Genomic DNA, 25,611 nt, shown 5'->3' with positions numbered 1-25,611 from the left:
GACCTCCTACGTTCTTAAATGTTTTCCGGGATATATATTTATAATGTGCTTGATTGGAATTATAGTAACAAACATTGTAAGAAAAATTATAAAAACAACATTACATATCAATACATATAGTGTTAATGGTTTTAATAAGTATGTCTGAAAATACGTATGAATTGTTCCAGAAAATATTTCTAACGTAAGAAAAACCAACAATATCGCTGCTAGAGAAATAAACAAAATTTGAATATATAGTTCGCAGTAAATAGACATATTAGAAGCACCTACTGCTTTTTTTAATGCAATCTCTCTTTCTTTTTTATAAATCCAAAATAAAACCGCAGAAATGCCAGAAGCAATTGCAACAAGAATGAATTTATAATAATACTTATTTGCTGGATCTATATATGTTACATTTAGTTCCTGAAGATCTCTTTCATTCAGTATTTGAACCTCACCCGAAATTACTTCTTTGCTCTTATTCATAAAAGTTTTTATTTCGTTATGGATAGATGATGTAGGGTTAACAACTGTTAATTGTAATTGTTTACTCGCGATAATACCTTTTTTAGATATAGTAGGTAAGTTTTGAAGTGGAACGTATATGCCTGCTACGCCGACGTCACTGTCTTTTCTCGATATAGTTCCTATTTTTTTATATGTATCATCAAATTCATATAATTCCTCTACATTCGTTTGATCACCAACAACCATATCATTTACATTTTCACGATGAAAATATTGCCCTTCAGAAATATATGGCGTCCAATAATACTCATCTTTTAAGTTCACAGCTATGATCTTTGTTGCCCCTGAACTATTTAATGCTTTTAAATGCTCTACGTAAATATCACTTTTCACAAAAGTATCTTGTATGAAAGGAATTATCGCTTCCAATTCAGTTGCATTCGCTATCGGAACAGTTAAAATTTGATTTTTTTCTGGGAAACCGATTTGAAAAGCAGATATAAAATTTCGTTTAGACTCTGTTAAAAGCGCGGCAACTGATATAGAAAGAAAAGAAATAAAAAATGACATAAGAAGAATTACGGAAAACAGTTTGTTGCTTTTTATATTTTTAAAAGCTAAATACATGACTCGGCTCCTTTTAAATAAGAAGGAGATGATATACATCCCCTTCTCCTTATCCAAATATTTACAAAGACAACTGTTTAATATTTTTTATTACTGTAATCGTAAGTTCCTATTACTATTAAAGGTACCTTTGTAATCGTAAGTTTCCATTACTATCAAAATTACCTTTGCGAATCTCTTCTTGATAGTCATTATCCTCATTAGCATAATGCTCAGAGTATAGTCCTTTTGCACCAAAGGCGTTATATGCACCATTACTCACAGTAGCATTTAATGCTCTTCCAGATTCATGGGATCCTAATTTATCCGAAGCGCTTTCAATATATGAATTATTTCCATTTGAATTAATAAAAGAAATTGCTACTGAACAGCGAGATGCATTTTGATTCGTAGTCGTTTGAGCTCTGTAAGATAGTAGATTACCGCTTTTGTGACCACTTAAAGTTGGATAGAATGCACTTGTTGAGATTGATGTTGCTAATAATACTAAAGTCGTAATTGAAAAAACCTTTCCTTTCATTAACAATCACCTCATAAATTAAATAGTTTAGTAGCGCTACATCGTCATAATACCCTTCAAGCCAATTTTTCTCAATAATAAACCCATATGTTTTACAAACTCTTTAAACACTTAAACATTAATACATTTTTAAAAAGTAACGTATAAGTAGCAATACAAAAAAGGCTGCAGAGAACTCCTTCTCCACAGCCTAATTATTATTTTTGCAAAAACGCCTGTAAATCTGCAAACTGTCTCTTCGCATCTTCATAGCCTTGCTCATATAGATTTTGTAATTTAGCCGTATCCTTTTCCATACGATCTACTTGAAGCGGCACTTCCGGGCGAATAACAAATAAATTACCAGCTTGTTCTTCTTTTTCAATGTAGTGAAGTGTTTCATTATACACTTCATAACGAGCTAGCATCGTGTTAACAAGGTTCGGGTATTTTTTATAAGCTTTCGTTGCAACCCAGCCAAATTTTGATTTTTTCTTTGCGTAACCATGGTTTCTCGTCAAAATAACGACTGATTTTTTAAATCCATCCTCCTGTGCTTTACGAACTGGAATCGGATCAGAAATCCCGCCATCTAACAATTGCTTACCACGGTAATTTACTACTGGTGCAATGAAAGGTAATGAACTAGACGCTTGTAATAAATTTAGCGCATCATCATTCGTTCCCTCTTTTTCAAAATAAACAGACTGTCCTGTTTCACAATCCGTTGTTCCTACAAGAAAGCGTTCGGGACTATTAAAGTATGTTTCAAAATCAAACGGCACATGCTTTTCTGGTATTTCATGAAAAATGAAATCCATATCAAATAACTGACGTTTTCTCCATAAGTTTTTATACGATAAATACTTCGGATGTGATACATAATCAATATTGACCGTTTTGTTTCTATTTCTTTGTCTGGAAAGATACGACGCTGCATGACAAGCACCAGCTGATACACCGACTACATATGGAAAATATAAATCTTGTTCCATAAAGTATTCTAGTATCCCACCAGTATATACACCACGCATACCGCCTCCTTCTAATACTAACCCCGTATTTTCAAGCATGTTATTCTCTCCTCTTTATATACATTGACTCTTTAATTATTCACTATGTTAAGTATCTTTTTCTATTATATATGAGTTCTTTCAGAAATTATATTCAAAAGGCTTGAAAAAAGAAAAATAGAGACTCCTCAACAACCCAGTCTCTATTTTAAGCTCTTTGATCCGCAACGATATGAATATCAATATACTTCGTTTGTCTCATAATTTCATTTACAATAGAACCTTTTCGTATTTCTTCCCACCGTGTTCTCGCCGATTGTCCGAGTAAAACTTGTGTCACCTGTAGTCTTTTCGCAACTTCAATAATAACGTCAGCTGGCTTTCTTCCTTTCGCTTCTTCTAATACAAAGCTCGCCTCAAATTGATTCGTTAGCGATTTCCACTCTTCAATTGTTTGCTTTTTCCCTGCTGAAAGAGAATCTATATTTTCCCTCTCAACGTTTAACACATACAATTCAGCGTTTAACCGGTCAGCCATGCGCCAACCTCTTCGTATCAACTTCTCTGCTGTTGAACTGTATTGTACACAAACGAGAATTTTTTCTTTCACCCCAATTGGTTCTGTAACTGTTTGACTAATTTTCTCATCCATATCATCTGCCACTTCACGAAGCGATAACTCTCTGAGTGCCCCTAAATTATTGAGTGTGAAGAAATTTTGTAAACTTTGTTGAATTTTTTCTTCCTTATATATCTTTCCATCTATTAATCTCTTCCTTAATACCTCAGGCGTTGCATCAACGAGTTGAATTTCATTTGCTTTTTGCAAAATAAAATCTGGGATACGCTCTCGTACTTTGACATTCGTAATTTGAGCTACAATATCATGAACACTCTCTAAATGTTGAATATTAAATGCTGATAATACGGATATGCCTGCTTCTAATAATTCTTGTACATCCATATAACGTTTCTTATTTTTAGATCCAGGAATATTACTATGCGCGAGTTCATCCACTACAACTACTTGCGGTGCACGCTTTATAATTCCTTCCACATCAAGCTCATAAAATCCCTTTCCTTTATAATCTATTTCTTTTAAAGGGACTTTTTCTAAATCAGCAATCGCTTCTTCTGTCTCTTCCCTCCCATGTGTTTCAATTAAACCAATTACAATATCAATACCATCCTTTTTCATTTCTCTAGCATCATAGAGCATCTTATAACTTTTCCCTACTCCTGGAGCAGCACCTACGTACAACTTTAACTTCCCTCGATTTTGCTGACGAATATATTCTAAATACTCTTCTGGCGTTCGCCTTTGAAACGTCGGTTTATAGTCATCCGCATACAAAATACTCACACCCTTTCTTTTGAAACAACGCTACCTCAATCCTTTAGATTGAGGTAGCGTTGTTTCTATTTCATTAGTTTCTGTAATTCTAAATTTAACTTTAAGACGTTCACTCGATCTTCTCCAAATAAACCGAGTGCAGCGCCTTCCGTTTGATCCTTAATCAATTGATCAAGCTTTTCTTTCGGAATATTCGTTAATTTCGAGATGCGATCTACCTGTACAGAAGCCGCCTTCGGACTAATGTCAGGATCAAGCCCTGAACCTGAATTCGTCACTAAATCTATCGGTACTTCTGTAACTGGAACGGTTGGATTTTGTTTCTTCCAGTCTTCAATACTTTTCTCTACTCGTTTCTCTAAATCTGGATTAGACGGTGCATAGTTATTTGAACCAGATGCCTCTGCTTTATATTCTATACTAGAGACACGTCCATGAAAATAACGTGGGTCTGTGAAATTTTGACCGATTAATTTCGAACCAATTACTTCATCTTTATCATTATATATAAGACTTCCATCCGCATTATCCTTCATTACCGCTTGCGCAATACCAGTTACAATAAGTGGGTATACGAGGCCACACAAAACTAAAAATGTAAAAGTAATACGAATAATTGGTGATAGTATACTTTGTTTCTTCGCCATCTTTTTCCCCTCTTCCTTATATGAACAAGCCGACGATCATATCAATTACTTTAATTCCAATGAACGGAACGATAACCCCGCCAAGCCCGTAAATGAGTAAGTTTCGGCTAAGCAGCGCATTCGAACTCATCGGCTTATATGCAATACCTTTCATCGCTAGCGGAATGAGTAACGGAATAATAACCGCATTAAATATTAATGCTGATAAGATTGCTGAAAGCGGTGATGTTAATTTCATAATGTTTAATGCTTCCATTTGCGGAATTGCAAGTGTAAACATTGCTGGAATGATTGCAAAATATTTTGCAATATCATTCGCAATACTAAACGTCGTTAACGCACCACGTGTCATTAACAATTGCTTACCGATTCCTACAACCTCAATAATTTTAGTTGGATTCGAATCTAAATCGATCATATTGGCCGCTTCTTTTGCAGCTGTGGTACCACTATTCATCGCTAATCCAACATCAGCTTGCGCTAACGCCGGGGCATCATTTGTACCATCACCTGTCATTGCTACAAGTTTCCCTTTATCTTGCTCTGCTTTAATAACCGCAATTTTATCTTCTGGCTTACACTCAGCAACGAATTCATCCACTCCTGCTTCTTTGGCAATTGTTGCTGCTGTTAATGGGTTATCTCCTGTACACATAACCGTTTTAATCCCCATTTGGCGCAATTGTTCAAAACGCTCACGCATACCAGGTTTTACTGTATCCTTTAAATAAATTAAACCGTAAACACGATCATCTACTGCAACTACAAGCGGTGTTCCGCCCTCTTTTGAAATTAAATCTGCTTTTTGATTCACATCTTTCGGAATCGTTCCGCCTTGTGATTGAACCCATTCAATCACGCTACCTACAGCACCTTTTCTCACTTTCGTTCCGTCCTGTAAATCAACACCACTCATTCTCGTTTCTGCTTTAAACGGAACAAATTCACCTTGTTCTGCAAGTTCTCTATTATATGATATAGATTTCGTTTGTACATATTCTATAACTGATCGACCTTCTGGCGTTTCGTCTAAAACTGAGCTAATCGCGGCCCATTTTCCTACTTGTTCAATCGTTTCATTTCCTACAGGTAGCAGTGTATGAGCCATTCGGTTCCCGAAAGTAATCGTGCCCGTTTTATCTAAAATAATTGTATTAATATCACCCGCAGCTTCTACTGCTTTCCCTGACATTGCTAGCACATTAAACTTTGTCACGCGGTCCATCCCGGCAATACCAATCGCTGATAATAACCCACCAATTGTCGTTGGAATTAAACAAACTAACAACGCTACAAGTACAGCAGTATCAATTTGAAACCCTAGATAATTTGTGAAAATCGGCAACGTCACAACAACGATTAAGAAAATAAGAGTTAAACTCGTTAATACTGTATTTAAAGCAATCTCATTCGGCGTTTTTTGGCGAGCAGCTCCTTCTACTAAAGAAATCATTTTATCAATAAATGATTCACCAGGATTGCTCGTAATTACAATTGTAATCTCATCACTTACGACCATCGTCCCGCCTGTTACGGAACAAAAATCACCGCCCGCCTCTTTTATTACAGGAGCTGATTCCCCTGTAATTGCAGATTCATCTACAGACGCTAATCCTTTAATTACTTCACCATCATTCGGAATCATTTCTCCTTGTTTTACAATAACAACGTCACCTTTTCTCAGATCAGTTGCTGAAACTTGAACAATATCTCCATTTTCTTTTACAACATTTGCAAACACATCTTTCTTCGATTGTTTTAAAGAATCTGCTTGTGCTTTACCACGACCTTCAGCTAACGCTTCTGCAAAGTTAGCAAATAAAACTGTAAATAATAGAATGAGAGAAACTGTTATATTAAACCATCCTGGTACACTACTAGAACTACTTGGCAGAAAGGATAAAATGAACGTAATTATAAAGCCAATTTCCACAATGAACATAATCGGATTCTTTATCATTACTTTCGGATTCAATTTCGCAAAGGATTGTTTCATCGCATGCGTCACGATATCACGATCCAACGTTTTCGCTTGTCTAACCTCATCTTCTACAGCATGTATTTGTAACTGATTTACTTGTTTTTCTTTTACTACTACCGGTCTCATCATTTACCCTCCATTACTTCAATGTAAGAAATTCTGCAATTGGGCCGAGTACTAACATCGGGAAAAATGTTAACGCACCAACAATTACAATCGTTCCGATAAAAATCCCTCCAAATAAACCATTATCTGTACGGAACGTTCCGACTGTTTCTGGTACGACCGTCTTCTCTTTCAACGAAGCTGCCACAGCTAGCATCGTAATTAAACTGAAATAGCGTCCTAAAAACATAACTAAACCAGTCGTAATATTCCAAAACGGTGTATTATCTGCTAATCCTTCAAATCCAGATCCGTTATTCGCAGCTGACGATGTATACTCATATACAACTTGCGTTAAACCGTGGAAACCTGAATGAGAAATTGCATCCGTTCCTAAACTTGTTGAAAGAGCTAATGCTGAAAATCCTAAAATAAGCAATGGATGAAATAAAATCGTTACCGCAATTAATTTCATTTCCTTCCCTTCAATTTTCTTACCTAAAAACTCTGGTGTCCGTCCAACCATTAACCCAGATATGAAGACTGCAATAATTGCATACATAATAATGTTAACAAAGCCTGCTCCAACACCACCGTATACTGTATTTAACATCATATTTACGAGTGGTACTAAACCGCCAATCGGTGTTAATGTATCATGCATCGTATTAACGGCCCCTGTTTCAGCAGCTGTCGTTACTGTTGCGTATAGTGAAGAAAATACTGTTCCAAATCGTACTTCTTTTCCTTCTGTACTTCCTTGTACATGTTCAATACCCATTCCATTTAACGCTGGATTCCCATTTAATTCCGCTGTAGTAATCGTTATAAACCCTAGTAAAAACACCATAAATAGTGAAACGAAAAGGATACGTCCTTGTTTTTTATTTCCTACCATTCGTCCGTACGTAAATGGTAGTGCTGTTGGCAATAACATCATAAGCATCATTTGTAAAATATTACTCATTTGTCCTGGATTTTCGAAAGGATGTGTAGAATTTGCCCCGAAAAATCCACCGCCGTTATTTCCAAGTTCCTTAATGGAAACGAATGATGCAACTGGACCACGCAAAATACTTTGCTTCGCACCATCAATTGTTTGTGCTGTAACTGCCCCGTCTAACGTTTGTGGTACACCAAGTGTGACAAAGACTAGCGCTGCAATAAATGCGATAGGAAGAAAAACTCTCGTTAATGCTCTCGTAAAATCAACGAAAAAGTTACCGAGTTCTTTTCCAGCGAGTCCTCTAATAAAAGCCATAACAAGTGCTAACGTCGTTGCTGGTGCCGCAAACATTAAAAATGTAATCCCGATTAATTGTGATAAATAAGATAAACCATTTTCACCGCTATAATGCTGTAAGTTTGTATCAGCCATAAAACTAATCGCTGTATTAAAAGCGAGCGTAGGCTCCATTCCTTCAATATGTGCTGGATTTAGCGGCAGCACACCTTGTAATCTGAAAATGAAATATACGACAACAATCATGAATCCATTGAGTAAAACTAATGATAATGCGTACTGTTTCCACGTTTGATTGTATGCTTTTACACCCGTAATTTTAAAAATAAGTTTTTCAAAAGGCCCGAATACTTTATCTAGCGTTTTGCTACCTTGAAAGGCTTTCTCTAAATAAATCCCCGTTGGCTTTGCTACTAAAATAAACAAGAGCATTGTAATAACGACTGCAACCCAAATCATAATGAATGATTCCCCCTAATTAAAACTTTTCTGGATTTAATAATGCGTATACTAAGTACACCGTAATCGCTGCAACAATAACCGATAAGGCAATCATCATGATTGCTTCCCTTCTTTCACAACTTTATCTGACCAACTTGCAAGACTTGCCATCGATGCGACTAACCCAACAAAAATCCCGATCATTACAACATCTAACATAACTACCCCTCGCTTTTTGTTAAAATTTACCATCAGGTTATCAAAAAAAGAACACTAAGCTCTACTTAGTGTTCGAAACGAACAACACAAAGTAAACCTCCTCTCTAAACGCTTACGAGGTTAGCTGTCGGATTCGGGCCTAAAGAGTAGCCCTACTTTCAAAATTGAAAGATTCACCCCAAGTGACGATGCACAAAATTGGTTCCCCCGCTCCATTTCTGGAACTCAGCGATTTTAGGTTTTTTTTGGAAATTTCATAAATGATTTATGAGAGTAAATATACTCCTCTATATTTAACTTGTAAAGGGGCAAATTACTGAAAATAAGAAAATATTCCATCTTTTAAACGCTTACATTACGTGTTATTAATATTCTTTCATCTGTTTTCTTGTCTTTTCTTTCTTTTTCATAAAAATGATCCTTTAAATATGAAATAGAAAGAGCGAATTACATGAAGTGCATAGCTTGCTGCACTCAGTATTCGCTCTTTTTTCATTCAACCTTTATTCTCCTCGTAAAAATGCACGTAAATTTCTTCCCCGAATATAAACTTGCGACAGTTCTGCATTTAGCTGCTCATATTCGATAATATCTGTTTTTAAATATAAGGCATCTTTCGATGGCAATATTATATATGGCCTTGGAAAAATAGGATCGAGCGCCACCAATTCTTGAACTCGCTCTACCGATGCCACCCAACGATTCGCTATATCTCCTAGTAACAATACCTTCATCTTCGTTTCCCCCGCTCTATTCAAAAAATAAAAAAGAAATATTATCACAGTTCGTAAACACTACAAATTTAGCTCCAATTGTTTCATAGAGCCTGGCTGGATAGCGTTTATTCTTTGTAACAACAGTAATAGGCGCTTGAAAAGAGAAACGAATGCATTCTGTGAAAAAGCTAACTATCGGAAGCTCATCTCCTAGTAAAATTACTTTCTTAATCCGCTCGCAAATACTAGTAAAATCCTGCTCCTTATTACAGCTATAAGTCGAATCAAATCCACAATTCCTAACTTCAGCTGCTATCTCTTCATTTGCTGTAAAAATAATTAACTCATGCTGAAATGCTACTAGCTCTCTTAAACTCTTTATCTTATTTTCTTCTCCAACACAAATAAGCGTTAATTCCATGTACCTCATCCTCCTTAGCATAAAAGAACTCAAACATAGATTGATATTCTCCTATACTAATCAGACCGACGAAGTGATATATCCATCATGGCACCGCCCTCTCTCAAGACGCTTACGAAGTTAGCTGTCGGATTCGGACTTTGAGAGTAGCCCTACTTTCAAAATTGAAAGATTCACCCCTAGTGACAACGCACAAATTGGTTCCTCCGCTCCATAAATTTGGACTCAGCATATTACAAAAATGTATTCTGGCTGATATATTACTCCTGTGTTTGGAAAAAGTAAACAGAAAAAAGCCAGTTGTAAAACTGGCTTTTCCATTCTTTATGCTTATGCTTTATTCAATTTGTACGCAAAATGATTCGTCGGTCCATGACCACTACCAATATTCAACGGCTCTTCAATCGCTATACTAATAAATCGTTTTGCCTCTTGAACTGCCTCTTCAATTGAATACCCTTTAGCAAGTCCTGCTGTAACTGCAGACGCGAATGTACATCCGCTTCCGTGCGTTTGCTTCGAAGGAATTCGTTCACTTCTAAATTCAATAAACTCTTCTCCATCAAAGAGTAAATCAATTACTTCATTACCTTGATATTCTGCATGTCCGCCCTTCATAAGCACATATTTAGCACCTAATTCGTGCAATACTTTCGCAGCTTCTTTACTATCTTCTATATTTTGAATCTCCATCCCAGTTAACACTTCTGCTTCCGGAACATTCGGTGTTACAACAGTTGCTACTGGTAATAAATATTCCTTTAATGCTTGTACTGCTTCTTGTTGTAATAATGATGCTCCGCCTTTTGCAATCATAACAGGATCTAGTACAATATTATTCCAGCCAAATTTCTTAATATGTTCTGCAACGATTTGAATAATTTCACTACTAAATAGCATCCCTAGTTTCACAGCATCTGGTGTTAAATCTGTACCAATTGAATTCAACTGTTCCGTAATTCCTTCTAAAGAAACAGGATATACCCCTTGAACGCCAAGCGTATTTTGAGCAGTAATTGCTGTAATAGCCGTCATTCCATACACACCAAGCTCTTGGAATGTTTTTAAATCTGCTTGAATTCCAGCGCCGCCTCCGCTATCAGATCCTGCAATCGTTAAAGCTTTATTCACTTTCATCCCACTCATCCTCTTCTATCCAAAATAGCGATGATAAATTGTTTTCGCTTCACTTATATCTTTCGTTCCATGCACAAGTACACGACCATCTTTGAAAGCAACTAATCTCTTTTCTTCAACAGAAAATGATAATAAATATGGATTTACATTCAAATCATTCACGCGATTATTTAGCAATTCTTTATATTGCTCAAAATTCATTTCTTCTTTATGAGGTGGTCTAATTTGAACTGTATTTCTCCCGCATAACACTGCTGTTTTTGAAGTGTTTTCTTTATTCAAATACGGATATAATGCTTGCTCACCACATGATAGACAATTATGTTTACGAAGCTTTTGCACATTCATACATGAATACTCATTTTTCCATACATCAAATGATACAAGCCCCTCTCGAAGCGAGTCATAATCTTCTACTAACAGTTTAAGTGTTTCCGTTACTTGATGAGAAACGACAAGAGATACAGCAGGTGATATAATCCCCGCTGTATCACATGTCGCTCCACCAAGCGGAATCGATTGTAATAAACAAGATAAACATGGCGTTTTGCCTGGAATAATAGTATAAGAAAGACCGTAACTTCCTACACATGCCCCGTAAACCCATGGAATAGAATATTTTTGCGATATATCATTCACAATGAAACGCGTTTCGAAATTATCAGTCGCATCGATAATTACATCAACATTTGTAACGAGTTCTTCTAACTCTTCAGCCGTTACATCTTGAACGAGAGCTTCTACTCTTACTTCACTATTAATCTCTTCTAGACGTTTTTTTGCCGCCACAGCCTTCGGAAGGTTATTCTCTACATCACTCTCTGCATACAATTGCTGTCTTTGTAAATTACTCCAATCCACATAATCGCGGTCAACAATTGTCACCTTACCAACGCCAGCTCTTACAAACATCTCTGCATTTGCACTACCTAATGCACCTGCACCGATAATAAGTACATGCTTTTCTCTTATCTTTTGTTGTCCTTCTCCCCCAATTGGAGAAAATAGTTCTTGGCGAGAATATCGATTATTCAACTACGCTCATTCCTTCTAAAGGACTACTTGCCGTTGCACAACGTTTACGTGCAATACGGCCTGCTTCAAAGCCTATCCGCCCTGCCTCAATACCTAATTTCATTGCGTATGCCATTTTAATAGGATCTTTTGCCCCCGACACAGCCGTATTTAATAAAACACCATCTGCTCCTAATTCCATCGCAAATGCCGCATCAGCTGGGCTACCAATACCAGCATCCACGATAACTGGTACTGTCGCTTGTTCAATAATAAAACTTAAATTTAATGGATTTACAATACCAAGTCCTGAACCAATCGGTGATGCACCTGGCATAATGGCATGCACGCCAAGTTCTTGTAATTTACGCGCTAATACAACATCATCAGATGTGTACGGTAGAACGATAAATCCTTCTTCAAGTAACATTTCAGATGCTTTTAACGTTTCTACCGGATCAGGTAATAACGTTCTATCATCACCAATAACTTCTACTTTTATCATGTCACAAAGTCCAGAAGCTTTTGCTAATTTCGCAATTCGAACAGCTTCTTCAGCATTTTTTGCTCCTGCTGTATTTGGTAATAACGTATATTTTTTCACATCAAGTTTCTCTAATAAATTAGGTTGCTTCGCATCAAATATATCCATGCGACGTACTGCGAACGTTAAAATTTCAGCCTCAGAAACGTCAATTGCTTTTTGCTGTACATCAAAATCAGAGAATTTCCCTGTTCCTAATAAAAGTCTAGAATGAAATGAAAATGGTCCAATGTTTAACATAATCAACCGCCTCCTACGAAAGTTACAATCTCAATTTGGTCTCCATCAAAAACTGATGTATCTTTATGATCATCTTTTTGTAAAATATCTTTATTACGCTCTACTACAACAATTCTGTTATCTAATTCTAAATGTGTAAGTAGCTCAGCTACTGTTTCCACACTCACTGGTACTTCAATTTGATTACCATTAATTTTTAAATTCAAACTTCCATCCCCTTTCTAAACCGATTTAGAAAGCAATGAATCTAGCAGATGATTCTCCTGCTTTCCTTCTATTAAATCAGCCATATACTGACCCGAAACAGGACTTAATAAAATACCGTTTCGATAATGTCCAGTACAAGCATATAAACCTTTTATTTCTTCATGCTCTCCCATATAAGGAGCTTCATGATTCGATTGTGGCCTTAATCCTGCCCATGTACTTTCCCACTCTGCTTCTTTTAAAGCAGGCAATATCGTATAAGCACGCTCTAATATGGAAGTAATACTTTCTGGTTGTACAGATTTATTGAACGTATGAGGCTTCATCGTTGCCCCAATCACATAACGGCCACCGCGCTTCGGCGTAATATAAAACCGCTCTTGGAAAATAGGAGCTTTCAAGAGCGGTTTCCTGCTTCTTACTGCAACAACCTCTCCCTTAACAGGATATGTACCCCAATCACTATGGAAATAATGTAGTAATTTCGTACTCCATGACCCTCCAGCGATAACGACTTTTTCGCATGTGATTACACCTTCACTCGTAACAATCCCAGTCACTTTATTATTCTCAATACGAATATCAAACACTTCTGTTTGTTCATATATGTCAGCTCCAGAAAATGCCGCGGAATGCGCGAATGCTTTCGTAAGCTCTGGTGCAATAACGTGACCATCTTTCGGATAATATACCGCTCCTATAATTGACTCGGATAGAAACGGCTCTTTTTCCCGTAAATGGTCCCCCGTTAGAAAATAGGAATCTTCACCTGTTTTCTGTTGCCAATCCATAATATGAAGAATTCTTTCCTTCTCATCTTCATTTTGGGCAATGCGATAAATGCCTTTTTCCTCATACCCAATATCGATGCCTGTCTTTTCACGTAAAACTTCTGCAAGTTGTGGAAATATAGCACGGCTTTCTCTAGCAAGCTCAAACAGCGGATCATATTCATCCCATTCTGCCTGCACACCGAGCAAACCAGCAGCTGCTTTCGAAGCTTCAGATGCGATTCTTTGTTTCTCTATAATCGCTACTTTATGCCCTCTTTCTGCTAGAAAGTGTGCAACTGAGCTACCAATTACACCTCCGCCAATAATCGCTACATCATACTTCTTACACATGTTTTTCCGCCCACTTTCTTATTGATTCCTTATAAGATTTTGCTCTGCTATACGGGTTACTACTACTTACAATTCCAGACATAACAGCAATTCCACTTACTTCACTTGTAAGAACATCCATTGTATTTTCAGGAGTAATTCCTCCAATAGCTATAATCGGTATCGATAAGCTCTTTGCAATGTCCGAAATTTCCTCTAACCCTCTCGCCGGTACACCTTTTTTGCACTCTGTTGGGAATACATGACCATAAACGAGCGAATCAGCCCCATTCTTAAAAGCCTCTATCGCTTCTTCTAAAGAATGTACGGAATAACCAACATGCAAATACGAAAACTTTTCTTTCACTGACCTTACATCTGTACTTCGATACCCTAGCTGTACACGCGGGACATTTAATAAAACAGCAATATCAATTCGGTCATTTATAACAAGTTTAGATGCCGGAAAGCCTTTTTTTAAAAGGCTTTCCACCCCTTCATATAATTCCTTCGTACTTTTCTCACGCTCACGAATATGCAAATAATCAATCTCACTCTCAATTTGCATCGCTACATTCACTAACTCTTCGAACGGCATATGGCCATTTGAGATTACGTGGAGCTCATTTTTCATATTCATTCGCCTACTTTAAAATATTTTCGAATAACTCATCAGCTGGAACACTTTCTTTCGTCATTCCTTTGTCTTTCAGCCATTTATTTTGTTTCTCCCAAGACTCTTTTGAATCTGATAAGAATGGCTCATCTTTCGTTTCCATCTTCTCTAATAAAATTTTCATACTTTCTTTTTCAACTTCTGGCACAAGCGGGAAGTTTTCTTTTTCTTGGTGATTTAATAAAATATTTAATGCTTCATCCGGATTTTTCTTCATGAAATCATATCCTTTTTTCGCACCACGTAAAAAGGCCTGTAATGCTTCTTTATCCTTTTTCAAAGTTTTATCACCTGTTACAAATACAAGTTCATGATAATTCGGTACACCGTAATCAGCTGGATTAAAGTACGCCGGCTCATGACCCTCATGACGCATAACAGGTACTTCATGGTTAATGTATGCTCCTGTTACAGCATCTACTTTTTTCGTAATTAACGCTGGCACTAAATCAAAGCCTACATCAACTACTTTCACTGTATCTGGATTACCACCAGCTTCTTTTACCATCGTTTTTAAATACATCTCACTTAAAGGTGTTCCAGAATATCCAACTGTTTTTCCTTCTAAATCTTTCGGTGATTGAATGCCTGCTGATTTCAGCGATACGACATGATTTAACGGTGAACGCACGACAGCTCCAATTGATTTCACTGGAATTTGTTCATTTGCTCTAGCCATAACAACATCTGGCTGATAATACAAGCCAACTGTCACTTTTCCTGCTGCAGCTAACGTTAATGGATCAGTCGGATTAGAAGGGAATTTAATATTTACCTTTACTCCTTCTTCTTTAAAGTAGCCTTTTTCAATGGCTGCATAAATAAAGCTATGCACCGCATTTGGATACCAATCAAGCATGACCGTTATTTCTTTCTCTTTTTTACTCTTATCTGATGCTGAATTACTCGAGCACCCTGCAATCATTGCAACTAATAATGTAAACACAAAGATGCGTTTTAATAATTTCATGAATATTTCCTCCAACTAATGAATTTCTTTTCTAATATAGAAATAAGTATGACGAAAAAAATAGCTAACAATGATAGCAATACAATTGGTGCAAATACACCAGCTCCGTCTAACTGCGTCATCATCCTTTTACTGAAATATCCAAGTCCAGCTTGTGCACCGAGCCATTCTCCAATTGCTGCCCCGATAACACTAAGCGGAACTGCAATTTTTAACGCTGAGAAAAAGTAAGGAAGAGCAGATGGCAACTTTAGCTTTAGAAAAATATCTTTTTTTGTTGCACCATACGTAACTAAGAGCTCCTCCCATTCTTTCTTCGTACTACGCAGTCCATCATACGTATTTACCGCAATTGGGAAAAACGTAATTAAGACAGTGACAACAACCTTGCTCCAAATGGTATATCCAAACCATAAAACAAATAGTGGCGCAAGTGCTGTAATCGGGATTGTTTGAGAAGCTACTAATAATGGATAAAATGCTCTTTCCATCCACGTACTCGCATTCATTAACATTGCTAGCCCTACGCCCAGTACGATAGAAATAACAACGCCTATTAAAACGACGTACAACGTTGCAGGTAAATGAACGGTAAATAATATATCTTTCAGCGCCCATATCTTCATTACAATTGCAGAAGGTGATGGCAAAATGTACATCTCATCTACAATTCTTGCGCCTACTTCCCATAGAGCAAGTAAAATTCCACTTAATATGAGGGCAGGTAATAACTCCTTCAAGCGATTCATCATACGAGTACCTGCCTTTGTAACATACTAAGGATCTCTTCTTTAAGCGCTAACACTTCAGGTTTATATAAATCTTTTCTTGTTCGGTTACGATCAAGCGGCACAATTCGCTCAGTTAAAGTTGCTATCGGTTGATTTTCTACAACCAAAATTCGATTAGAAAGAAACAATGCTTCTTCAACATCATGAGTGATAAATAAAATTGTTTTTTCCCACTCTTTCCATTGTTCAAACAACCATTCTTGCAAAGATGCCTTCGTTAAAGCGTCCAATGCACAAAAAGGTTCATCTAACAATAATATCTCCCCGCCTGTTAATAAAGTTCGGATAAAAGATACGCGTTGCCTCATACCACCAGATAAATCTTTCGGATATTTTTTCTCGTACCCTTGTAAACCAAATTTATGTAACAGTTCTTTCGCTTTTACTTGTGCTTCTTTCTTCTCCACACCTTGGCACTCTAGCGGTAAAGCCGCATTCTCAATAATCGTCCTCCACGGCAAGAGCATATCTTTTTGGGGCATATACCCTACAGGATGACTCTTTGTTTCTGTCAGCTCTATCTGTCCAGTACTTGCCTCTTCTAAGCCTGTAATAAGGCGAAACAAAGTACTTTTCCCGCACCCACTCGGTCCGATAATACTTACAAACTCTTTATCTTGTATAGAAGCATTTAATTCATCGATGATTGGTTTCTCATCATAATGAAAGGAAACATTATGAAACTGTAGTATGTTCTTGCTCCTCAAAACCCCACATCTCCTTACGATAAGCCATATCCCAGAATAAATATTCAAATCGGCTCGAATATAAGAAAATCTCCTCTAATCGGTCTAGCTCTTTCTCTGACTTTCCAACTGCCATTTCATTTAATAAATCTATTAACCAAATACAAAGGTTACCGTATTCTTCAGAACTATATCCTTGAATCCACTCTCCAAAGAACTCATGATCTCTTGCTCCAGGAATATCATTTAAACGCTTTCCAATCTCCCAATAGCTCCACATACATGGAAGTAAAGCTGATATTAATTCTGCAAGTGTGCCATTTTGAGATACAGACATCATGTAATTTGTATAGGCTAAATTTTTAGCAGATGGTTTCGCAGATTCCATCTCTTGTGCAGAAATGCCAAGTCTTTTTGCATATTGTTTATGAATCGTCATTTCACCATTTAAAATCCCATCAATTTGCTCTGCAAATTTTGCCATCACTTGTGGATTCGTTGCCTTTACAACTCCAATTGCATATAGCTTTGCATAATCTAACAAATATAAATAATCTTGAATAATATAGTACTGGAATTTGTCTTTTTCCAACGTACCATCCCCCATACCTACTACAAACGGATGATTATGACTTTTCTCCCAAACAGGATGCACCGTATCAAATAATCTTTCACAAAATTTCATTAATAATTCCCCTTCCTATATATCTATTTATCTCAATAAAAAAACCACTTCTGTATATAAGAAGTGGTTACAGCAAATAAAATTATAATTTATTCGTTGTTCCACTTCCCTTCGCTAGTATTATCTAGATCAGGTGTTGTAAGGGTTAAGGATTATTCCTCTCTCAGCACGAAAAGCACCCCTAGTGGTGTTAATATGAAATTTTCAAATAAAAAAGCCCCGTTTCTATACGCAAAGAAACGGGGACTCATTGTTAGTGTCCGAATTGCTTCCCTACGCTAGCATAATCTAGATCAGGTAATAAAAAGGATCAAAGACTTAAGGTCTTACTCTCAGCTGGCAACACCAGCCCTCCTAGCAAACTATAAAATTATCACTGTCAGTATAACACCGCCATAAGACATCATCAACTGTTTTAATTTTCTTAATTGCGAATTAAATCTTAACGTGTTAAACAAATATAAATGCGACCCCACAAATGATATATACAATATTTATATACGAATCTCTCTTCTAACATTATTTTTATTGATTTCATATTACATTTATGTGAATACGACCAATATATTATATCTTTATACTATAATAAAATTACAACTATACAACTAGAGGAGGTCTTTATTACATGAATATGAAAGCTACAGCTTTAACAGCAACTACTATCGCAATTGCTTCTTTACTTCCTTCTATGGGAGAATCCGATATACAAACAGCGGCTGCTAAGCAACCATCTACAGTAAAAACTGGATATGTAAAAATTGACAACGTTGCACTACATCAAAATAACCATGCAGACAGTGCAATAATTGATAACATTCGATTTAATAGCCCTGTTACTATTCTTGAGACAACTCAAGATTGGTATAAAGTATCTGTTAACAACAAAACAGGCTATATGAAAAAGGATGCAATTCTATTCAAAAAAAATGTTCAACCAAAGAATCAATATATCGTAAATGCAAACGCATTAAACGTTCGTTCTGAACCTAATACAGAGTCTTCTATTCTAGATATATTACCAAATGGTCAATTCATTACCATTCAAGGTGAACAAGGGGATTGGTACAAAATATTACATAACGGTCAAATTGGATACGTACAAAAAACATTTGTATCTAATGGATCCACACCTCTAGTAAAAGGTGTAACTGTACAAGGTTCTCCTTCTTATACTGTTGCAACACCAAAATTAAATGTACGTAGCAATGCTAGTACAAGTAGCACTCTACTTGGCTCATTACAAAATGGTACACAAGTACAAGTAGTAGAAACGGTAGGTACTTGGTATAAAATTCGTTTTGGCACAGGATACGGATATGTAGCGAAACACTATGTAGTGCAAAATCAAAGTCAAGCACAAGCTAAAACAGCTCAACCTGCATCAATTCCAGCAGTTTTCAAATTCCCTACTCAAGGGAAAATCAGCTCCACTTTTGATATGCGCTGGGAGCAAATGCATTATGGTATAGATATAGCAGCACAAGGAAATGTCTCTATTCAAGCTGCTGCTGCGGGTAAGGTTGTGAAATCTTATTATTCGGCTAGCTACGGCAATGTCGTGTTCATCGCCCATCAAATAAATGGGAAATCATATACAACAGTTTATGCTCATATGAAGGATCGCACTGTACAAGCTGGTGATCAAGTACAAACTGGACAATTAGTAGGTCATATGGGAAACACAGGTCATTCATACGGGCAACATCTCCATTTTGAATTACATAATGGGGAATGGAATTTTGAAAAAACAAATGCAGTAAACCCACTGCCATATTTAGTTAGGTAAATTATATGCCACGCAATATACCTCTCTTTATTGAATACCTGGCCTTTTTAGGTTTAATCTGTTGTTTAATCATTTATAATACGAACACTGTATTCTTATCTATTATTATTGCTTTTGTTGCTTTAGAAATCATTATGGAAGCATTACAAATGCGGCTAAAACAAAAAATTGCCCATATTTATAATGCAATTTTTCTTTTGAGTGCTCTTATAACAAATATAATTAATAATGGTTTTTATTTATCTACCGTACTTCCTGTATTCTTTATAGGTGTTTTATTATTCATAGCTAGATACGTTCATGTTCCTAATAACCAAAAACATGAACAAGAAGCTTAGAAAGAGCAGACACTGTGTACCCATCTTTCAAAGATAATCCAATGAAATATATATTGAATTTATATGAAAAAATGAATACTTTTTTTGGTATACAAGGAAGTTATACTGCACAACTTCTCCTTTATGGAATGTTATTTCTTATCTTAGTTACTTTCTCCTTGCTTTACTAACAAAAAAGGATCTCACATAAACTTGAGATCCTTTTTAATTTATATTAATTTTTAATATGTAAAATATGGTTTATCCACAAGCATATTTTTCATAAATAAAACTAAGATTATATTTTTTCTCTAAGCTCATTCTTTGTTCATCGTCGCACCAATAGAAAAGAATATCATGAATCGTTGCATAACGCTTATTTTTAAGAAATAGTTTAAAGAATGATGGTAAACAATCATGTAATTGTATAAATATATAATTGCGTAGTATTTCTTCTTTATATTCAATTCCCTTACAAATATACAGTAATTCTTCACAATAATATGCATGCTGTGGAACTTGGATCATTTCGAAAAATGGTACATATGATAGTAACTTTCCAATAAAATGACCATACCGATCCATTACCCCTATCGTCATATGCTCCATCATTTCTTTCATCACATATAAATAATCATCTACATGAGTTGTCTTTAAAGGGTCTAATCGATCGGAAATTTGAGAAAGTACAGCTCTTTGACAAGCTAAAACTGCCTGACTAGGTCCATAATATGATAGGAATTCTGTACACTTACGATACTTTCGTAATAAGTCATGTGTATATAAATCATACACAAAAGTATTACAATACATTGCTAGACTCATCATATCACTATTTAATTGCTCTTTTGATAGTGTTTTTGCTCGCTTACACATATAAAAGAATGTAAATTCCAATACTTCTTTATGAGATAATAGATGTTTACAATTTGTTATACATTTCTCATTAAATTTAACTCGATCCCAAATTTCTACATCCTCAGCTGTTAATTCACCAATACGATATTTAATAATTAAATAGTTTAAAGCAACTGCTTTCGTCAAAAGATCCCATGTTTCATACTCCAATGAAGTTTGGACAAATTCATCTAGTCCTTGGGCTATCATAAAAGCATTTGCCTCTTCATACCAACCAATCTCTTGACATAAACGAAGAATACGTACTAGAGTTGGAATTTCATCTTTATGAAACTGCGGTAAATTCTTTACTTTATTCATGCCATATACGATAAATGCCGCTAAATTTTCTTCTTTATAAAATTCTTTTTCTTTCCATACTAATATAGTTCGCTCTTTCCCTTCACCTTTTGGATGACAAGGTACAAGCAAAGAAAATAACTCAGCGAAATTATTTGGTTCTATATATGTATCTGTAACCAAATTCCAATTTGGATCGCCCTGTACAGCCCTCATATAATTCCCCTTCCCTTTTTATCTATGTAGGAAATATTAATTCATTATTACATCATTAATAATAAATATTGTTATATTCAAAATCTCTCATAATACTTATATCTCTCAGTATATCATTTTTTCTCTTATTAAAAATTAGGAATGACAAATTTAAAAAAACTGTCAAAAATATTGACTCTATACTTATTATATAATGTCTCAGATACATCACGCTAACATATTAGTTTAATCCATATATACTAGAATAATGTATCTGATCTTTATACATAATTTATTCCGTATGCTCCGAGATTTCACTTAAAGCAAACCCTGCTTGATCATCTGCTGATTGTCTTATAGCTAAATCACCTAGTGCTAGCATCCCAACAAGTTGACCGCTCTCAACTACCGGTAATCGTCTAATTTGATATTGTGCCATTAACTCTGTAGCTTTTTCAATAGAATCATCTGGAGAAACTGAAACAATGTTTGTTGTCATTACATTTGTAATTTGATTAGATCCAGGATGCTTTTCAGCAATCCCACGAACAACTAAGTCTCGATCAGTAACAAGCCCAACAACTTGTTGATTTTCAATAACAGGAATCAATCCAACCGATTCTTCCTTCATTTTTACAGCCGCCTCATATACATTGTCTAATGGGGTACAATGTACGATATGAGTACTCATAAGTTCTCTAACTTGTGTCATTTTTCATCTCCTCCTTTTAATACATACCATAGCTTTTCCTAAATCCCTTTATTTATTTCAGGAAAATAAGGTGATAAAAAGAGGCTTATACATAATAAAAAAGAGTCAGCAATATGCTGACTCTTTTTTTATGACCCGTACGGGATTCGAACCCGTGTTACCGCCGTGAAAGGGCGGTGTCTTAACCACTTGACCAACGGGCCATGGCTCCGCAGGTAGGACTCGAACCTACGACCGATCGGTTAACAGCCGATAGCTCTACCACTGAGCTACTGCGGAATATATGGTGGGCCTAAATGGACTCGAACCATCGACCTCACGCTTATCAGGCGTGCGCTCTAACCAGCTGAGCTATAGGCCCATATAATTTACAGGGGCAGTAGGAATTGAACCCACACTGGAGGTTTTGGAGACCTCAGTTCTACCTTTAAACTATGCCCCTAAATGATGCCGGCTAGAGGACTTGAACCCCCAACCTACTGATTACAAGTCAGTTGCTCTACCAATTGAGCTAAGCCGGCATAAATAAAAAAAATAAAAAAATGGTGGCTCGGGACGGAATCGAACCGCCGACACGAGGATTTTCAGTCCTCTGCTCTACCGACTGAGCTACCGAGCCAACATAAAATGGCGGTCCCGACCGGGGTCGAACCGGCGATCTCCTGCGTGACAGGCAGGCATGTTAACCACTACACCACGGGACCATTGGTTGCGGGGACAGGATTTGAACCTGCGACCTTCGGGTTATGAGCCCGACGAGCTACCGTACTGCTCCACCCCGCGACGATATTATGTTTTAAAAATAAATGGAGGAGGTAGAGGGATTCGAACCCCCGCGCGACTCTCGCCGCCTGTCGGTTTTCAAGACCGATCCCTTCAGCCGAACTTGGGTATACCTCCATGAAGGAAAAAATTAATATCTTATTCATTTTTATATGTAACTAAACCACTTTTTTAAAAAAATGGAGGAGGTAGAGGGATTCGAACCCCCGCGCGACTCTCGCCGCCTGTCGGTTTTCAAGACCGATCCCTTCAGCCGAACTTGGGTATACCTCCGACATATAAAAAATAAAGTGGAGCCTAGCGGGATCGAACCGCTGACCTCCTGCGTGCAAGGCAGGCGCTCTCCCAGCTGAGCTAAGGCCCCATGTTTTTGGGAAAATCGGGAAGACAGGATTTGAACCTGCGACCCCCTGGTCCCAAACCAGGTGCTCTACCAAGCTGAGCCACTTCCCGTTAATAAAAGCGCGCCCGAGAGGAGTCGAACCCCTAACCTCTTGATCCGTAGTCAAACGCTCTATCCAATTGAGCTACGGGCGCATATGGTGCCGAGGGCGGGGGTCGAACCCGCACGGTGGTCACCCACCGCAGGATTTTAAGTCCTGTGCGTCTGCCTGTTCCGCCACCCCGGCATGTCATATTGAAAATTGGAGCGGAAGACGGGATTCGAACCCGCGACCCCAACCTTGGCAAGGTTGTATTCTACCACTGAACTACTTCCGCAAGACATGTATGAGATATTTTATTAAAAGTGCGGGTGAAGGGAGTCGAACCCCCACGCCAAAGGCGCCAGATCCTAAGTCTGGTGCGTCTGCCAATTCCGCCACACCCGCATATTTTTTTAAGAAAATGGTGAGCCATGAAGGATTCGAACCTTCGACCCTCTGATTAAAAGTCAGATGCTCTACCAACTGAGCTAATGGCTCTTAATGGCTGGGCTAGCTGGATTCGAACCAGCGCATGACGGAGTCAAAGTCCGTTGCCTTACCGCTTGGCTATAGCCCAATAATTAAGAAATGGTGGAGGGGGGCAGATTCGAACTGCCGAACCCAAAGGAGCGGATTTACAGTCCGCCGCGTTTAGCCACTTCGCTACCCCTCCGACATATATGGTGGAGGATGACGGGATCGAACCGCCGACCCCCTGCTTGTAAGGCAGGTGCTCTCCCAGCTGAGCTAATCCTCCATTTTGCCTGGCAACGTCCTACTCTCACAGGGACAAGGTCCCAACTACCATCGGCGCTAGAGAGCTTAACTTCCGTGTTCGGTATGGGAACGGGTGTGACCTCTCTGCCATCATTACCAGACTATATTCATTCGAGAGAAACATTACTATACTTGATTCACTTAGAAAGTCAATAAGTTTTTTATATTCTCTCGTTTTTGCTTGGCGACGTCCTACTCTCACAGGGACAAGGTCCCAACTACCATCGGCGCTAGAGAGCTTAACTTCCGTGTTCGGTATGGGAACGGGTGTGACCTCTCTGCCATCATCACCAAACTATTGAAGGTATATTCCTTCAAAACTAGATAACATTTGCTTCATATTATATGGTTAAGTCCTCGATCTATTAGTATTCGTCAGCTCCACATGTCACCATGCTTCCACCTCGAACCTATCAACCTGATCATCTTTCAGGGATCTTACTAGCTTACGCTATGGGAAATCTCATCTTGAGGGGGGCTTCATGCTTAGATGCTTTCAGCACTTATCCCTTCCGCACATAGCTACCCAGCTATGCCCTTGGCAGAACAACTGGTACACCAGCGGTGCGTCCATCCCGGTCCTCTCGTACTAAGGACAGCTCCTCTCAAATTTCCTGCGCCCACGACGGATAGGGACCGAACTGTCTCACGACGTTCTGAACCCAGCTCGCGTACCGCTTTAATGGGCGAACAGCCCAACCCTTGGGACCGACTACAGCCCCAGGATGCGATGAGCCGACATCGAGGTGCCAAACCTCCCCGTCGATGTGGACTCTTGGGGGAGATAAGCCTGTTATCCCCGGGGTAGCTTTTATCCGTTGAGCGATGGCCCTTCCATGCGGAACCACCGGATCACTAAGCCCGACTTTCGTCCCTGCTCGACTTGTAGGTCTCGCAGTCAAGCTCCCTTATGCCTTTGCACTCTACGAATGATTTCCAACCATTCTGAGGGAACCTTTGGGCGCCTCCGTTACACTTTAGGAGGCGACCGCCCCAGTCAAACTGCCCACCTGACACTGTCTCCCGGGTCGATAAGACCCGTAGGTTAGAATTTCAATACAGTCAGGGCGGTATCCCACCAGCGCCTCCACCGAAGCTAGCGCTCCGGTTTCAATGGCTCCCGCCTATCCTGTACAAACTGTACCAAAATTCAATATCAGGCTACAGTAAAGCTCCACGGGGTCTTTCCGTCCTGTCGCGGGTAACCTGCATCTTCACAGGTACTATAATTTCACCGAGTCTCTGGTTGAGACAGTGCCCAAATCGTTACACCTTTCGTGCGGGTCGGAACTTACCCGACAAGGAATTTCGCTACCTTAGGACCGTTATAGTTACGGCCGCCGTTTACTGGGGCTTCAGTTCAGAGCTTCGCTTACGCTAACCCCTCTCCTTAACCTTCCAGCACCGGGCAGGTGTCAGCCCCTATACTTCGCCTTACGGCTTCGCAGAGACCTGTGTTTTTGCTAAACAGTCGCTTGGGCCTATTCACTGCGGCTTTCCGTTAAGAAAGCACCCCTTCTCCCGAAGTTACGGGGTCATTTTGCCGAGTTCCTTAACCAGAGTTCTCTCGCACACCTTAGGATTCTCTCCTCGCCTACCTGTGTCGGTTTGCGGTACAGGCACCTTTTATCTCGCTAGAAGCTTTTC

The 25,611-nt window shown here is 38.1% G+C and carries 25 protein-coding genes, 20 tRNA genes, 3 rRNA genes and 4 riboswitches (1 of these 52 cut by a window edge); of the genes, 2 read left to right on the top strand and 46 right to left on the bottom strand.

What is annotated here, in order from left to right; genetic code table 11:
- Window positions 1-6 precede the first annotated feature (6 nt).
- The 21 genes from MHI07_RS03790 to tenA form a co-directional block, all read right to left on the bottom strand.
- Window positions 7-1,080 (bottom strand): ABC transporter permease, encoded by a 1,074-nt coding sequence (locus tag MHI07_RS03790; protein WP_340822018.1) that lies wholly within the window; start codon window positions 1,078-1,080, stop codon window positions 7-9.
- 118 nt (window positions 1,081-1,198) lie between these two features.
- Window positions 1,199-1,600 carry a hypothetical protein gene (locus MHI07_RS03785; RefSeq protein WP_002159224.1) on the bottom strand — a complete coding sequence of 134 codons (402 nt, stop codon included), beginning with the start codon at window positions 1,598-1,600 and terminating at the stop codon, window positions 1,199-1,201.
- A gap of 197 nt (window positions 1,601-1,797) precedes the next feature.
- Window positions 1,798-2,652 carry a patatin-like phospholipase family protein gene (locus MHI07_RS03780; RefSeq protein WP_078179816.1) on the bottom strand — a complete coding sequence of 285 codons (855 nt, stop codon included), beginning with the start codon at window positions 2,650-2,652 and terminating at the stop codon, window positions 1,798-1,800.
- 148 nt (window positions 2,653-2,800) lie between these two features.
- Window positions 2,801-3,955 (bottom strand): KdpD-like non-kinase potassium sensor, encoded by a 1,155-nt coding sequence (gene kdpDN, locus MHI07_RS03775; RefSeq protein WP_340822014.1) that lies wholly within the window; start codon window positions 3,953-3,955, stop codon window positions 2,801-2,803.
- 56 nt (window positions 3,956-4,011) lie between these two features.
- The gene (gene kdpC, locus MHI07_RS03770; RefSeq protein ID WP_340822012.1) at window positions 4,012-4,593 is read right to left on the bottom strand and encodes a K(+)-transporting ATPase subunit C; all 582 of its coding nucleotides are present in this window, start codon (window positions 4,591-4,593) and stop codon (window positions 4,012-4,014) included.
- 16 nt (window positions 4,594-4,609) lie between these two features.
- A complete protein-coding gene (gene kdpB / locus MHI07_RS03765) occupies window positions 4,610-6,700 on the bottom strand; it encodes a potassium-transporting ATPase subunit KdpB (RefSeq protein WP_340822010.1) in 2,091 nt (696 codons plus the stop codon).
- 13 nt (window positions 6,701-6,713) lie between these two features.
- The gene (kdpA, locus tag MHI07_RS03760) at window positions 6,714-8,381 is read right to left on the bottom strand and encodes a potassium-transporting ATPase subunit KdpA (protein WP_340822007.1); all 1,668 of its coding nucleotides are present in this window, start codon (window positions 8,379-8,381) and stop codon (window positions 6,714-6,716) included.
- Between the two features lie 19 nt (window positions 8,382-8,400).
- Entirely contained in the window at window positions 8,401-8,481 is an 81-nt protein-coding gene (kdpF, locus tag MHI07_RS03755) for a K(+)-transporting ATPase subunit F (protein WP_000972378.1), read from the bottom strand.
- Entirely contained in the window at window positions 8,478-8,582 is a 105-nt protein-coding gene (locus MHI07_RS03750) for a SipW-dependent-type signal peptide-containing protein (protein WP_000887888.1), read from the bottom strand. The genes kdpF and MHI07_RS03750 overlap by 4 nt, the downstream gene beginning before the upstream one ends.
- Window positions 8,583-8,677: 95 nt before the next feature.
- A riboswitch (cyclic di-AMP (ydaO/yuaA leader) is annotated at window positions 8,678-8,823 on the bottom strand.
- Window positions 8,824-9,085: 262 nt separating this feature from the next.
- Window positions 9,086-9,316, bottom strand: coding sequence for a hypothetical protein (locus tag MHI07_RS03745; RefSeq protein ID WP_340822005.1), 231 nt, complete (start codon window positions 9,314-9,316; stop codon window positions 9,086-9,088).
- Window positions 9,317-9,332: 16 nt separating this feature from the next.
- Window positions 9,333-9,719, bottom strand: a complete 387-nt coding sequence (locus MHI07_RS03740) for a hypothetical protein (protein ID WP_340822003.1) — start codon at window positions 9,717-9,719, stop codon at window positions 9,333-9,335.
- A gap of 93 nt (window positions 9,720-9,812) precedes the next feature.
- Window positions 9,813-9,960: riboswitch (cyclic di-AMP (ydaO/yuaA leader) on the bottom strand.
- Between the two features lie 89 nt (window positions 9,961-10,049).
- A complete protein-coding gene (thiD, locus tag MHI07_RS03735; RefSeq protein WP_078174074.1) occupies window positions 10,050-10,865 on the bottom strand; it encodes a bifunctional hydroxymethylpyrimidine kinase/phosphomethylpyrimidine kinase in 816 nt (271 codons plus the stop codon).
- Window positions 10,866-10,871: 6 nt separating this feature from the next.
- Complete coding sequence (locus tag MHI07_RS03730) at window positions 10,872-11,891, bottom strand: thiazole biosynthesis adenylyltransferase ThiF (protein ID WP_002201723.1); 1,020 nt, start codon at window positions 11,889-11,891, stop codon at window positions 10,872-10,874.
- Window positions 11,884-12,654, bottom strand: a complete 771-nt coding sequence (gene thiG / locus MHI07_RS03725; protein ID WP_002201724.1) for a thiazole synthase — start codon at window positions 12,652-12,654, stop codon at window positions 11,884-11,886. The genes MHI07_RS03730 and thiG overlap by 8 nt, the downstream gene beginning before the upstream one ends.
- 2 nt (window positions 12,655-12,656) lie before the next feature.
- Window positions 12,657-12,860, bottom strand: coding sequence for a sulfur carrier protein ThiS (thiS, locus tag MHI07_RS03720; protein ID WP_002201725.1), 204 nt, complete (start codon window positions 12,858-12,860; stop codon window positions 12,657-12,659).
- A 15-nt stretch (window positions 12,861-12,875) separates the two neighbouring features.
- Window positions 12,876-13,985, bottom strand: a complete 1,110-nt coding sequence (gene thiO, locus MHI07_RS03715; protein ID WP_002201726.1) for a glycine oxidase ThiO — start codon at window positions 13,983-13,985, stop codon at window positions 12,876-12,878.
- Entirely contained in the window at window positions 13,978-14,598 is a 621-nt protein-coding gene (tenI, locus tag MHI07_RS03710; protein ID WP_215569785.1) for a thiazole tautomerase TenI, read from the bottom strand. Before tenI ends, thiO begins: the two co-directional genes overlap by 8 nt.
- Window positions 14,599-14,608: 10 nt before the next feature.
- Entirely contained in the window at window positions 14,609-15,610 is a 1,002-nt protein-coding gene (locus MHI07_RS03705; RefSeq protein WP_002159238.1) for an ABC transporter substrate-binding protein, read from the bottom strand.
- A complete protein-coding gene (locus MHI07_RS03700) occupies window positions 15,607-16,359 on the bottom strand; it encodes an ABC transporter permease (protein WP_016103756.1) in 753 nt (250 codons plus the stop codon). The genes MHI07_RS03705 and MHI07_RS03700 overlap by 4 nt, the downstream gene beginning before the upstream one ends.
- A complete protein-coding gene (locus MHI07_RS03695; RefSeq protein WP_340821991.1) occupies window positions 16,359-17,108 on the bottom strand; it encodes an ABC transporter ATP-binding protein in 750 nt (249 codons plus the stop codon). Before MHI07_RS03695 ends, MHI07_RS03700 begins: the two co-directional genes overlap by 1 nt.
- The gene (tenA, locus tag MHI07_RS03690; RefSeq protein ID WP_340821989.1) at window positions 17,077-17,772 is read right to left on the bottom strand and encodes a thiaminase II; all 696 of its coding nucleotides are present in this window, start codon (window positions 17,770-17,772) and stop codon (window positions 17,077-17,079) included. Before tenA ends, MHI07_RS03695 begins: the two co-directional genes overlap by 32 nt.
- A gap of 89 nt (window positions 17,773-17,861) precedes the next feature.
- A riboswitch (TPP riboswitch) is annotated at window positions 17,862-17,965 on the bottom strand.
- Window positions 17,966-18,025: 60 nt separating this feature from the next.
- Window positions 18,026-18,138: riboswitch (TPP riboswitch) on the bottom strand.
- Window positions 18,139-18,397: 259 nt separating this feature from the next.
- Here tenA and MHI07_RS03685 point away from each other — a divergent pair.
- Both MHI07_RS03685 and MHI07_RS03680 read left to right on the top strand, forming a co-directional pair.
- Complete coding sequence (locus tag MHI07_RS03685) at window positions 18,398-19,558, top strand: SH3 domain-containing protein (protein WP_340821987.1); 1,161 nt, start codon at window positions 18,398-18,400, stop codon at window positions 19,556-19,558.
- A gap of 5 nt (window positions 19,559-19,563) precedes the next feature.
- Window positions 19,564-19,896: a hypothetical protein gene (locus tag MHI07_RS03680; RefSeq protein WP_002159243.1), complete on the top strand. Its 333-nt coding sequence runs from the start codon at window positions 19,564-19,566 to the stop codon at window positions 19,894-19,896.
- A gap of 240 nt (window positions 19,897-20,136) precedes the next feature.
- Here the strand turns inward: MHI07_RS03680 and MHI07_RS03675 are convergent, their stop codons facing one another.
- The 25 genes from MHI07_RS03675 to MHI07_RS03555 all read right to left on the bottom strand — a co-directional run.
- Window positions 20,137-21,288 carry a DUF3965 domain-containing protein gene (locus MHI07_RS03675; RefSeq protein ID WP_340821983.1) on the bottom strand — a complete coding sequence of 384 codons (1,152 nt, stop codon included), beginning with the start codon at window positions 21,286-21,288 and terminating at the stop codon, window positions 20,137-20,139.
- A gap of 271 nt (window positions 21,289-21,559) precedes the next feature.
- Window positions 21,560-21,979 (bottom strand): CBS domain-containing protein, encoded by a 420-nt coding sequence (locus MHI07_RS03670; RefSeq protein WP_002159245.1) that lies wholly within the window; start codon window positions 21,977-21,979, stop codon window positions 21,560-21,562.
- A gap of 131 nt (window positions 21,980-22,110) precedes the next feature.
- Window positions 22,111-22,182 (bottom strand) — tRNA-Glu (locus tag MHI07_RS03665).
- 1 nt (window position 22,183) lies between these two features.
- Window positions 22,184-22,258 (bottom strand) — tRNA-Asn (locus MHI07_RS03660).
- Window positions 22,259-22,263: 5 nt separating this feature from the next.
- Window positions 22,264-22,340: transfer RNA gene (locus MHI07_RS03655), tRNA-Ile, on the bottom strand.
- Window positions 22,341-22,350: 10 nt separating this feature from the next.
- Window positions 22,351-22,421: transfer RNA gene (locus MHI07_RS03650), tRNA-Trp, on the bottom strand.
- A 6-nt stretch (window positions 22,422-22,427) separates the two neighbouring features.
- Window positions 22,428-22,500 (bottom strand) — tRNA-Thr (locus tag MHI07_RS03645).
- A gap of 22 nt (window positions 22,501-22,522) precedes the next feature.
- Window positions 22,523-22,598: transfer RNA gene (locus tag MHI07_RS03640), tRNA-Phe, on the bottom strand.
- Between the two features lie 9 nt (window positions 22,599-22,607).
- Window positions 22,608-22,683, bottom strand: a tRNA-Asp gene (locus MHI07_RS03635).
- Between the two features lie 2 nt (window positions 22,684-22,685).
- Window positions 22,686-22,762: transfer RNA gene (locus MHI07_RS03630), tRNA-Met, on the bottom strand.
- Window positions 22,763-22,786: 24 nt separating this feature from the next.
- Window positions 22,787-22,879: transfer RNA gene (locus tag MHI07_RS03625), tRNA-Ser, on the bottom strand.
- 63 nt (window positions 22,880-22,942) lie between these two features.
- Window positions 22,943-23,035: transfer RNA gene (locus MHI07_RS03620), tRNA-Ser, on the bottom strand.
- Between the two features lie 18 nt (window positions 23,036-23,053).
- Window positions 23,054-23,126 (bottom strand) — tRNA-Ala (locus MHI07_RS03615).
- A 15-nt stretch (window positions 23,127-23,141) separates the two neighbouring features.
- Window positions 23,142-23,215 (bottom strand) — tRNA-Pro (locus tag MHI07_RS03610).
- Window positions 23,216-23,225: 10 nt separating this feature from the next.
- Window positions 23,226-23,299: transfer RNA gene (locus MHI07_RS03605), tRNA-Arg, on the bottom strand.
- Between the two features lie 3 nt (window positions 23,300-23,302).
- Window positions 23,303-23,391: transfer RNA gene (locus MHI07_RS03600), tRNA-Leu, on the bottom strand.
- Window positions 23,392-23,407: 16 nt separating this feature from the next.
- Window positions 23,408-23,482: transfer RNA gene (locus tag MHI07_RS03595), tRNA-Gly, on the bottom strand.
- A gap of 29 nt (window positions 23,483-23,511) precedes the next feature.
- Window positions 23,512-23,592: transfer RNA gene (locus MHI07_RS03590), tRNA-Leu, on the bottom strand.
- A gap of 17 nt (window positions 23,593-23,609) precedes the next feature.
- Window positions 23,610-23,685, bottom strand: a tRNA-Lys gene (locus MHI07_RS03585).
- A gap of 4 nt (window positions 23,686-23,689) precedes the next feature.
- A tRNA-Gln gene (locus MHI07_RS03580) sits at window positions 23,690-23,764 on the bottom strand.
- A gap of 12 nt (window positions 23,765-23,776) precedes the next feature.
- Window positions 23,777-23,860, bottom strand: a tRNA-Tyr gene (locus MHI07_RS03575).
- Between the two features lie 8 nt (window positions 23,861-23,868).
- Window positions 23,869-23,944, bottom strand: a tRNA-Val gene (locus MHI07_RS03570).
- Window positions 23,945-23,949: 5 nt separating this feature from the next.
- Window positions 23,950-24,065: ribosomal RNA gene (rrf, locus tag MHI07_RS03565) — 5S ribosomal RNA — on the bottom strand.
- 78 nt (window positions 24,066-24,143) lie between these two features.
- A 5S ribosomal RNA gene (gene rrf, locus MHI07_RS03560) occupies window positions 24,144-24,259 on the bottom strand.
- A gap of 50 nt (window positions 24,260-24,309) precedes the next feature.
- A 23S ribosomal RNA gene (locus tag MHI07_RS03555) occupies window positions 24,310-25,611 on the bottom strand; it runs 1,620 nt beyond the window's last position.

This window comes from Bacillus sp. FSL H8-0545 (assembly GCF_038006105.1).
Classification (GTDB): Bacteria; Bacillota; Bacilli; order Bacillales; family Bacillaceae_G; genus Bacillus_A; species Bacillus_A cereus_U.
Note: the sequence above shows the minus strand (reverse complement) of the source record. Positions and strands in the feature narration are given on the sequence as shown.

Bases quoted from the DNA above. Each gene is read 5' to 3' on its own strand.
- MHI07_RS03790 (WP_340822018.1), bottom strand. From the start codon at position 1,080: ATGTATTTAGCTTTTAAAAATATAAAAAGCAACAAACTGTTTTCCGTA.
- MHI07_RS03785 (WP_002159224.1), bottom strand. From the start codon at position 1,600: ATGAAAGGAAAGGTTTTTTCAATTACGACTTTAGTATTATTAGCAACA.
- MHI07_RS03780 (WP_078179816.1), bottom strand. From the start codon at position 2,652: ATGCTTGAAAATACGGGGTTAGTATTAGAAGGAGGCGGTATGCGTGGT.
- kdpC (WP_340822012.1), bottom strand. From the start codon at position 4,593: ATGGCGAAGAAACAAAGTATACTATCACCAATTATTCGTATTACTTTT.
- kdpB (WP_340822010.1), bottom strand. From the start codon at position 6,700: ATGAGACCGGTAGTAGTAAAAGAAAAACAAGTAAATCAGTTACAAATA.
- kdpA (WP_340822007.1), bottom strand. From the start codon at position 8,381: ATGATTTGGGTTGCAGTCGTTATTACAATGCTCTTGTTTATTTTAGTA.
- kdpF (WP_000972378.1), bottom strand. From the start codon at position 8,481: ATGATGATTGCCTTATCGGTTATTGTTGCAGCGATTACGGTGTACTTA.
- MHI07_RS03750 (WP_000887888.1), bottom strand. From the start codon at position 8,582: ATGTTAGATGTTGTAATGATCGGGATTTTTGTTGGGTTAGTCGCATCG.
- MHI07_RS03745 (WP_340822005.1), bottom strand. From the start codon at position 9,316: ATGAAGGTATTGTTACTAGGAGATATAGCGAATCGTTGGGTGGCATCG.
- MHI07_RS03740 (WP_340822003.1), bottom strand. From the start codon at position 9,719: ATGGAATTAACGCTTATTTGTGTTGGAGAAGAAAATAAGATAAAGAGT.
- thiD (WP_078174074.1), bottom strand. From the start codon at position 10,865: ATGAGTGGGATGAAAGTGAATAAAGCTTTAACGATTGCAGGATCTGAT.
- thiG (WP_002201724.1), bottom strand. From the start codon at position 12,654: ATGTTAAACATTGGACCATTTTCATTTCATTCTAGACTTTTATTAGGA.
- thiO (WP_002201726.1), bottom strand. From the start codon at position 13,985: ATGTGTAAGAAGTATGATGTAGCGATTATTGGCGGAGGTGTAATTGGT.
- tenI (WP_215569785.1), bottom strand. From the start codon at position 14,598: ATGAAAAATGAGCTCCACGTAATCTCAAATGGCCATATGCCGTTCGAA.
- MHI07_RS03705 (WP_002159238.1), bottom strand. From the start codon at position 15,610: ATGAAATTATTAAAACGCATCTTTGTGTTTACATTATTAGTTGCAATG.
- MHI07_RS03700 (WP_016103756.1), bottom strand. From the start codon at position 16,359: ATGAATCGCTTGAAGGAGTTATTACCTGCCCTCATATTAAGTGGAATT.
- tenA (WP_340821989.1), bottom strand. From the start codon at position 17,772: ATGAAATTTTGTGAAAGATTATTTGATACGGTGCATCCTGTTTGGGAG.
- MHI07_RS03685 (WP_340821987.1), top strand. From the start codon at position 18,398: ATGAATATGAAAGCTACAGCTTTAACAGCAACTACTATCGCAATTGCT.
- MHI07_RS03680 (WP_002159243.1), top strand. From the start codon at position 19,564: ATGCCACGCAATATACCTCTCTTTATTGAATACCTGGCCTTTTTAGGT.
- MHI07_RS03675 (WP_340821983.1), bottom strand. From the start codon at position 21,288: ATGAGGGCTGTACAGGGCGATCCAAATTGGAATTTGGTTACAGATACA.
- MHI07_RS03670 (WP_002159245.1), bottom strand. From the start codon at position 21,979: ATGACACAAGTTAGAGAACTTATGAGTACTCATATCGTACATTGTACC.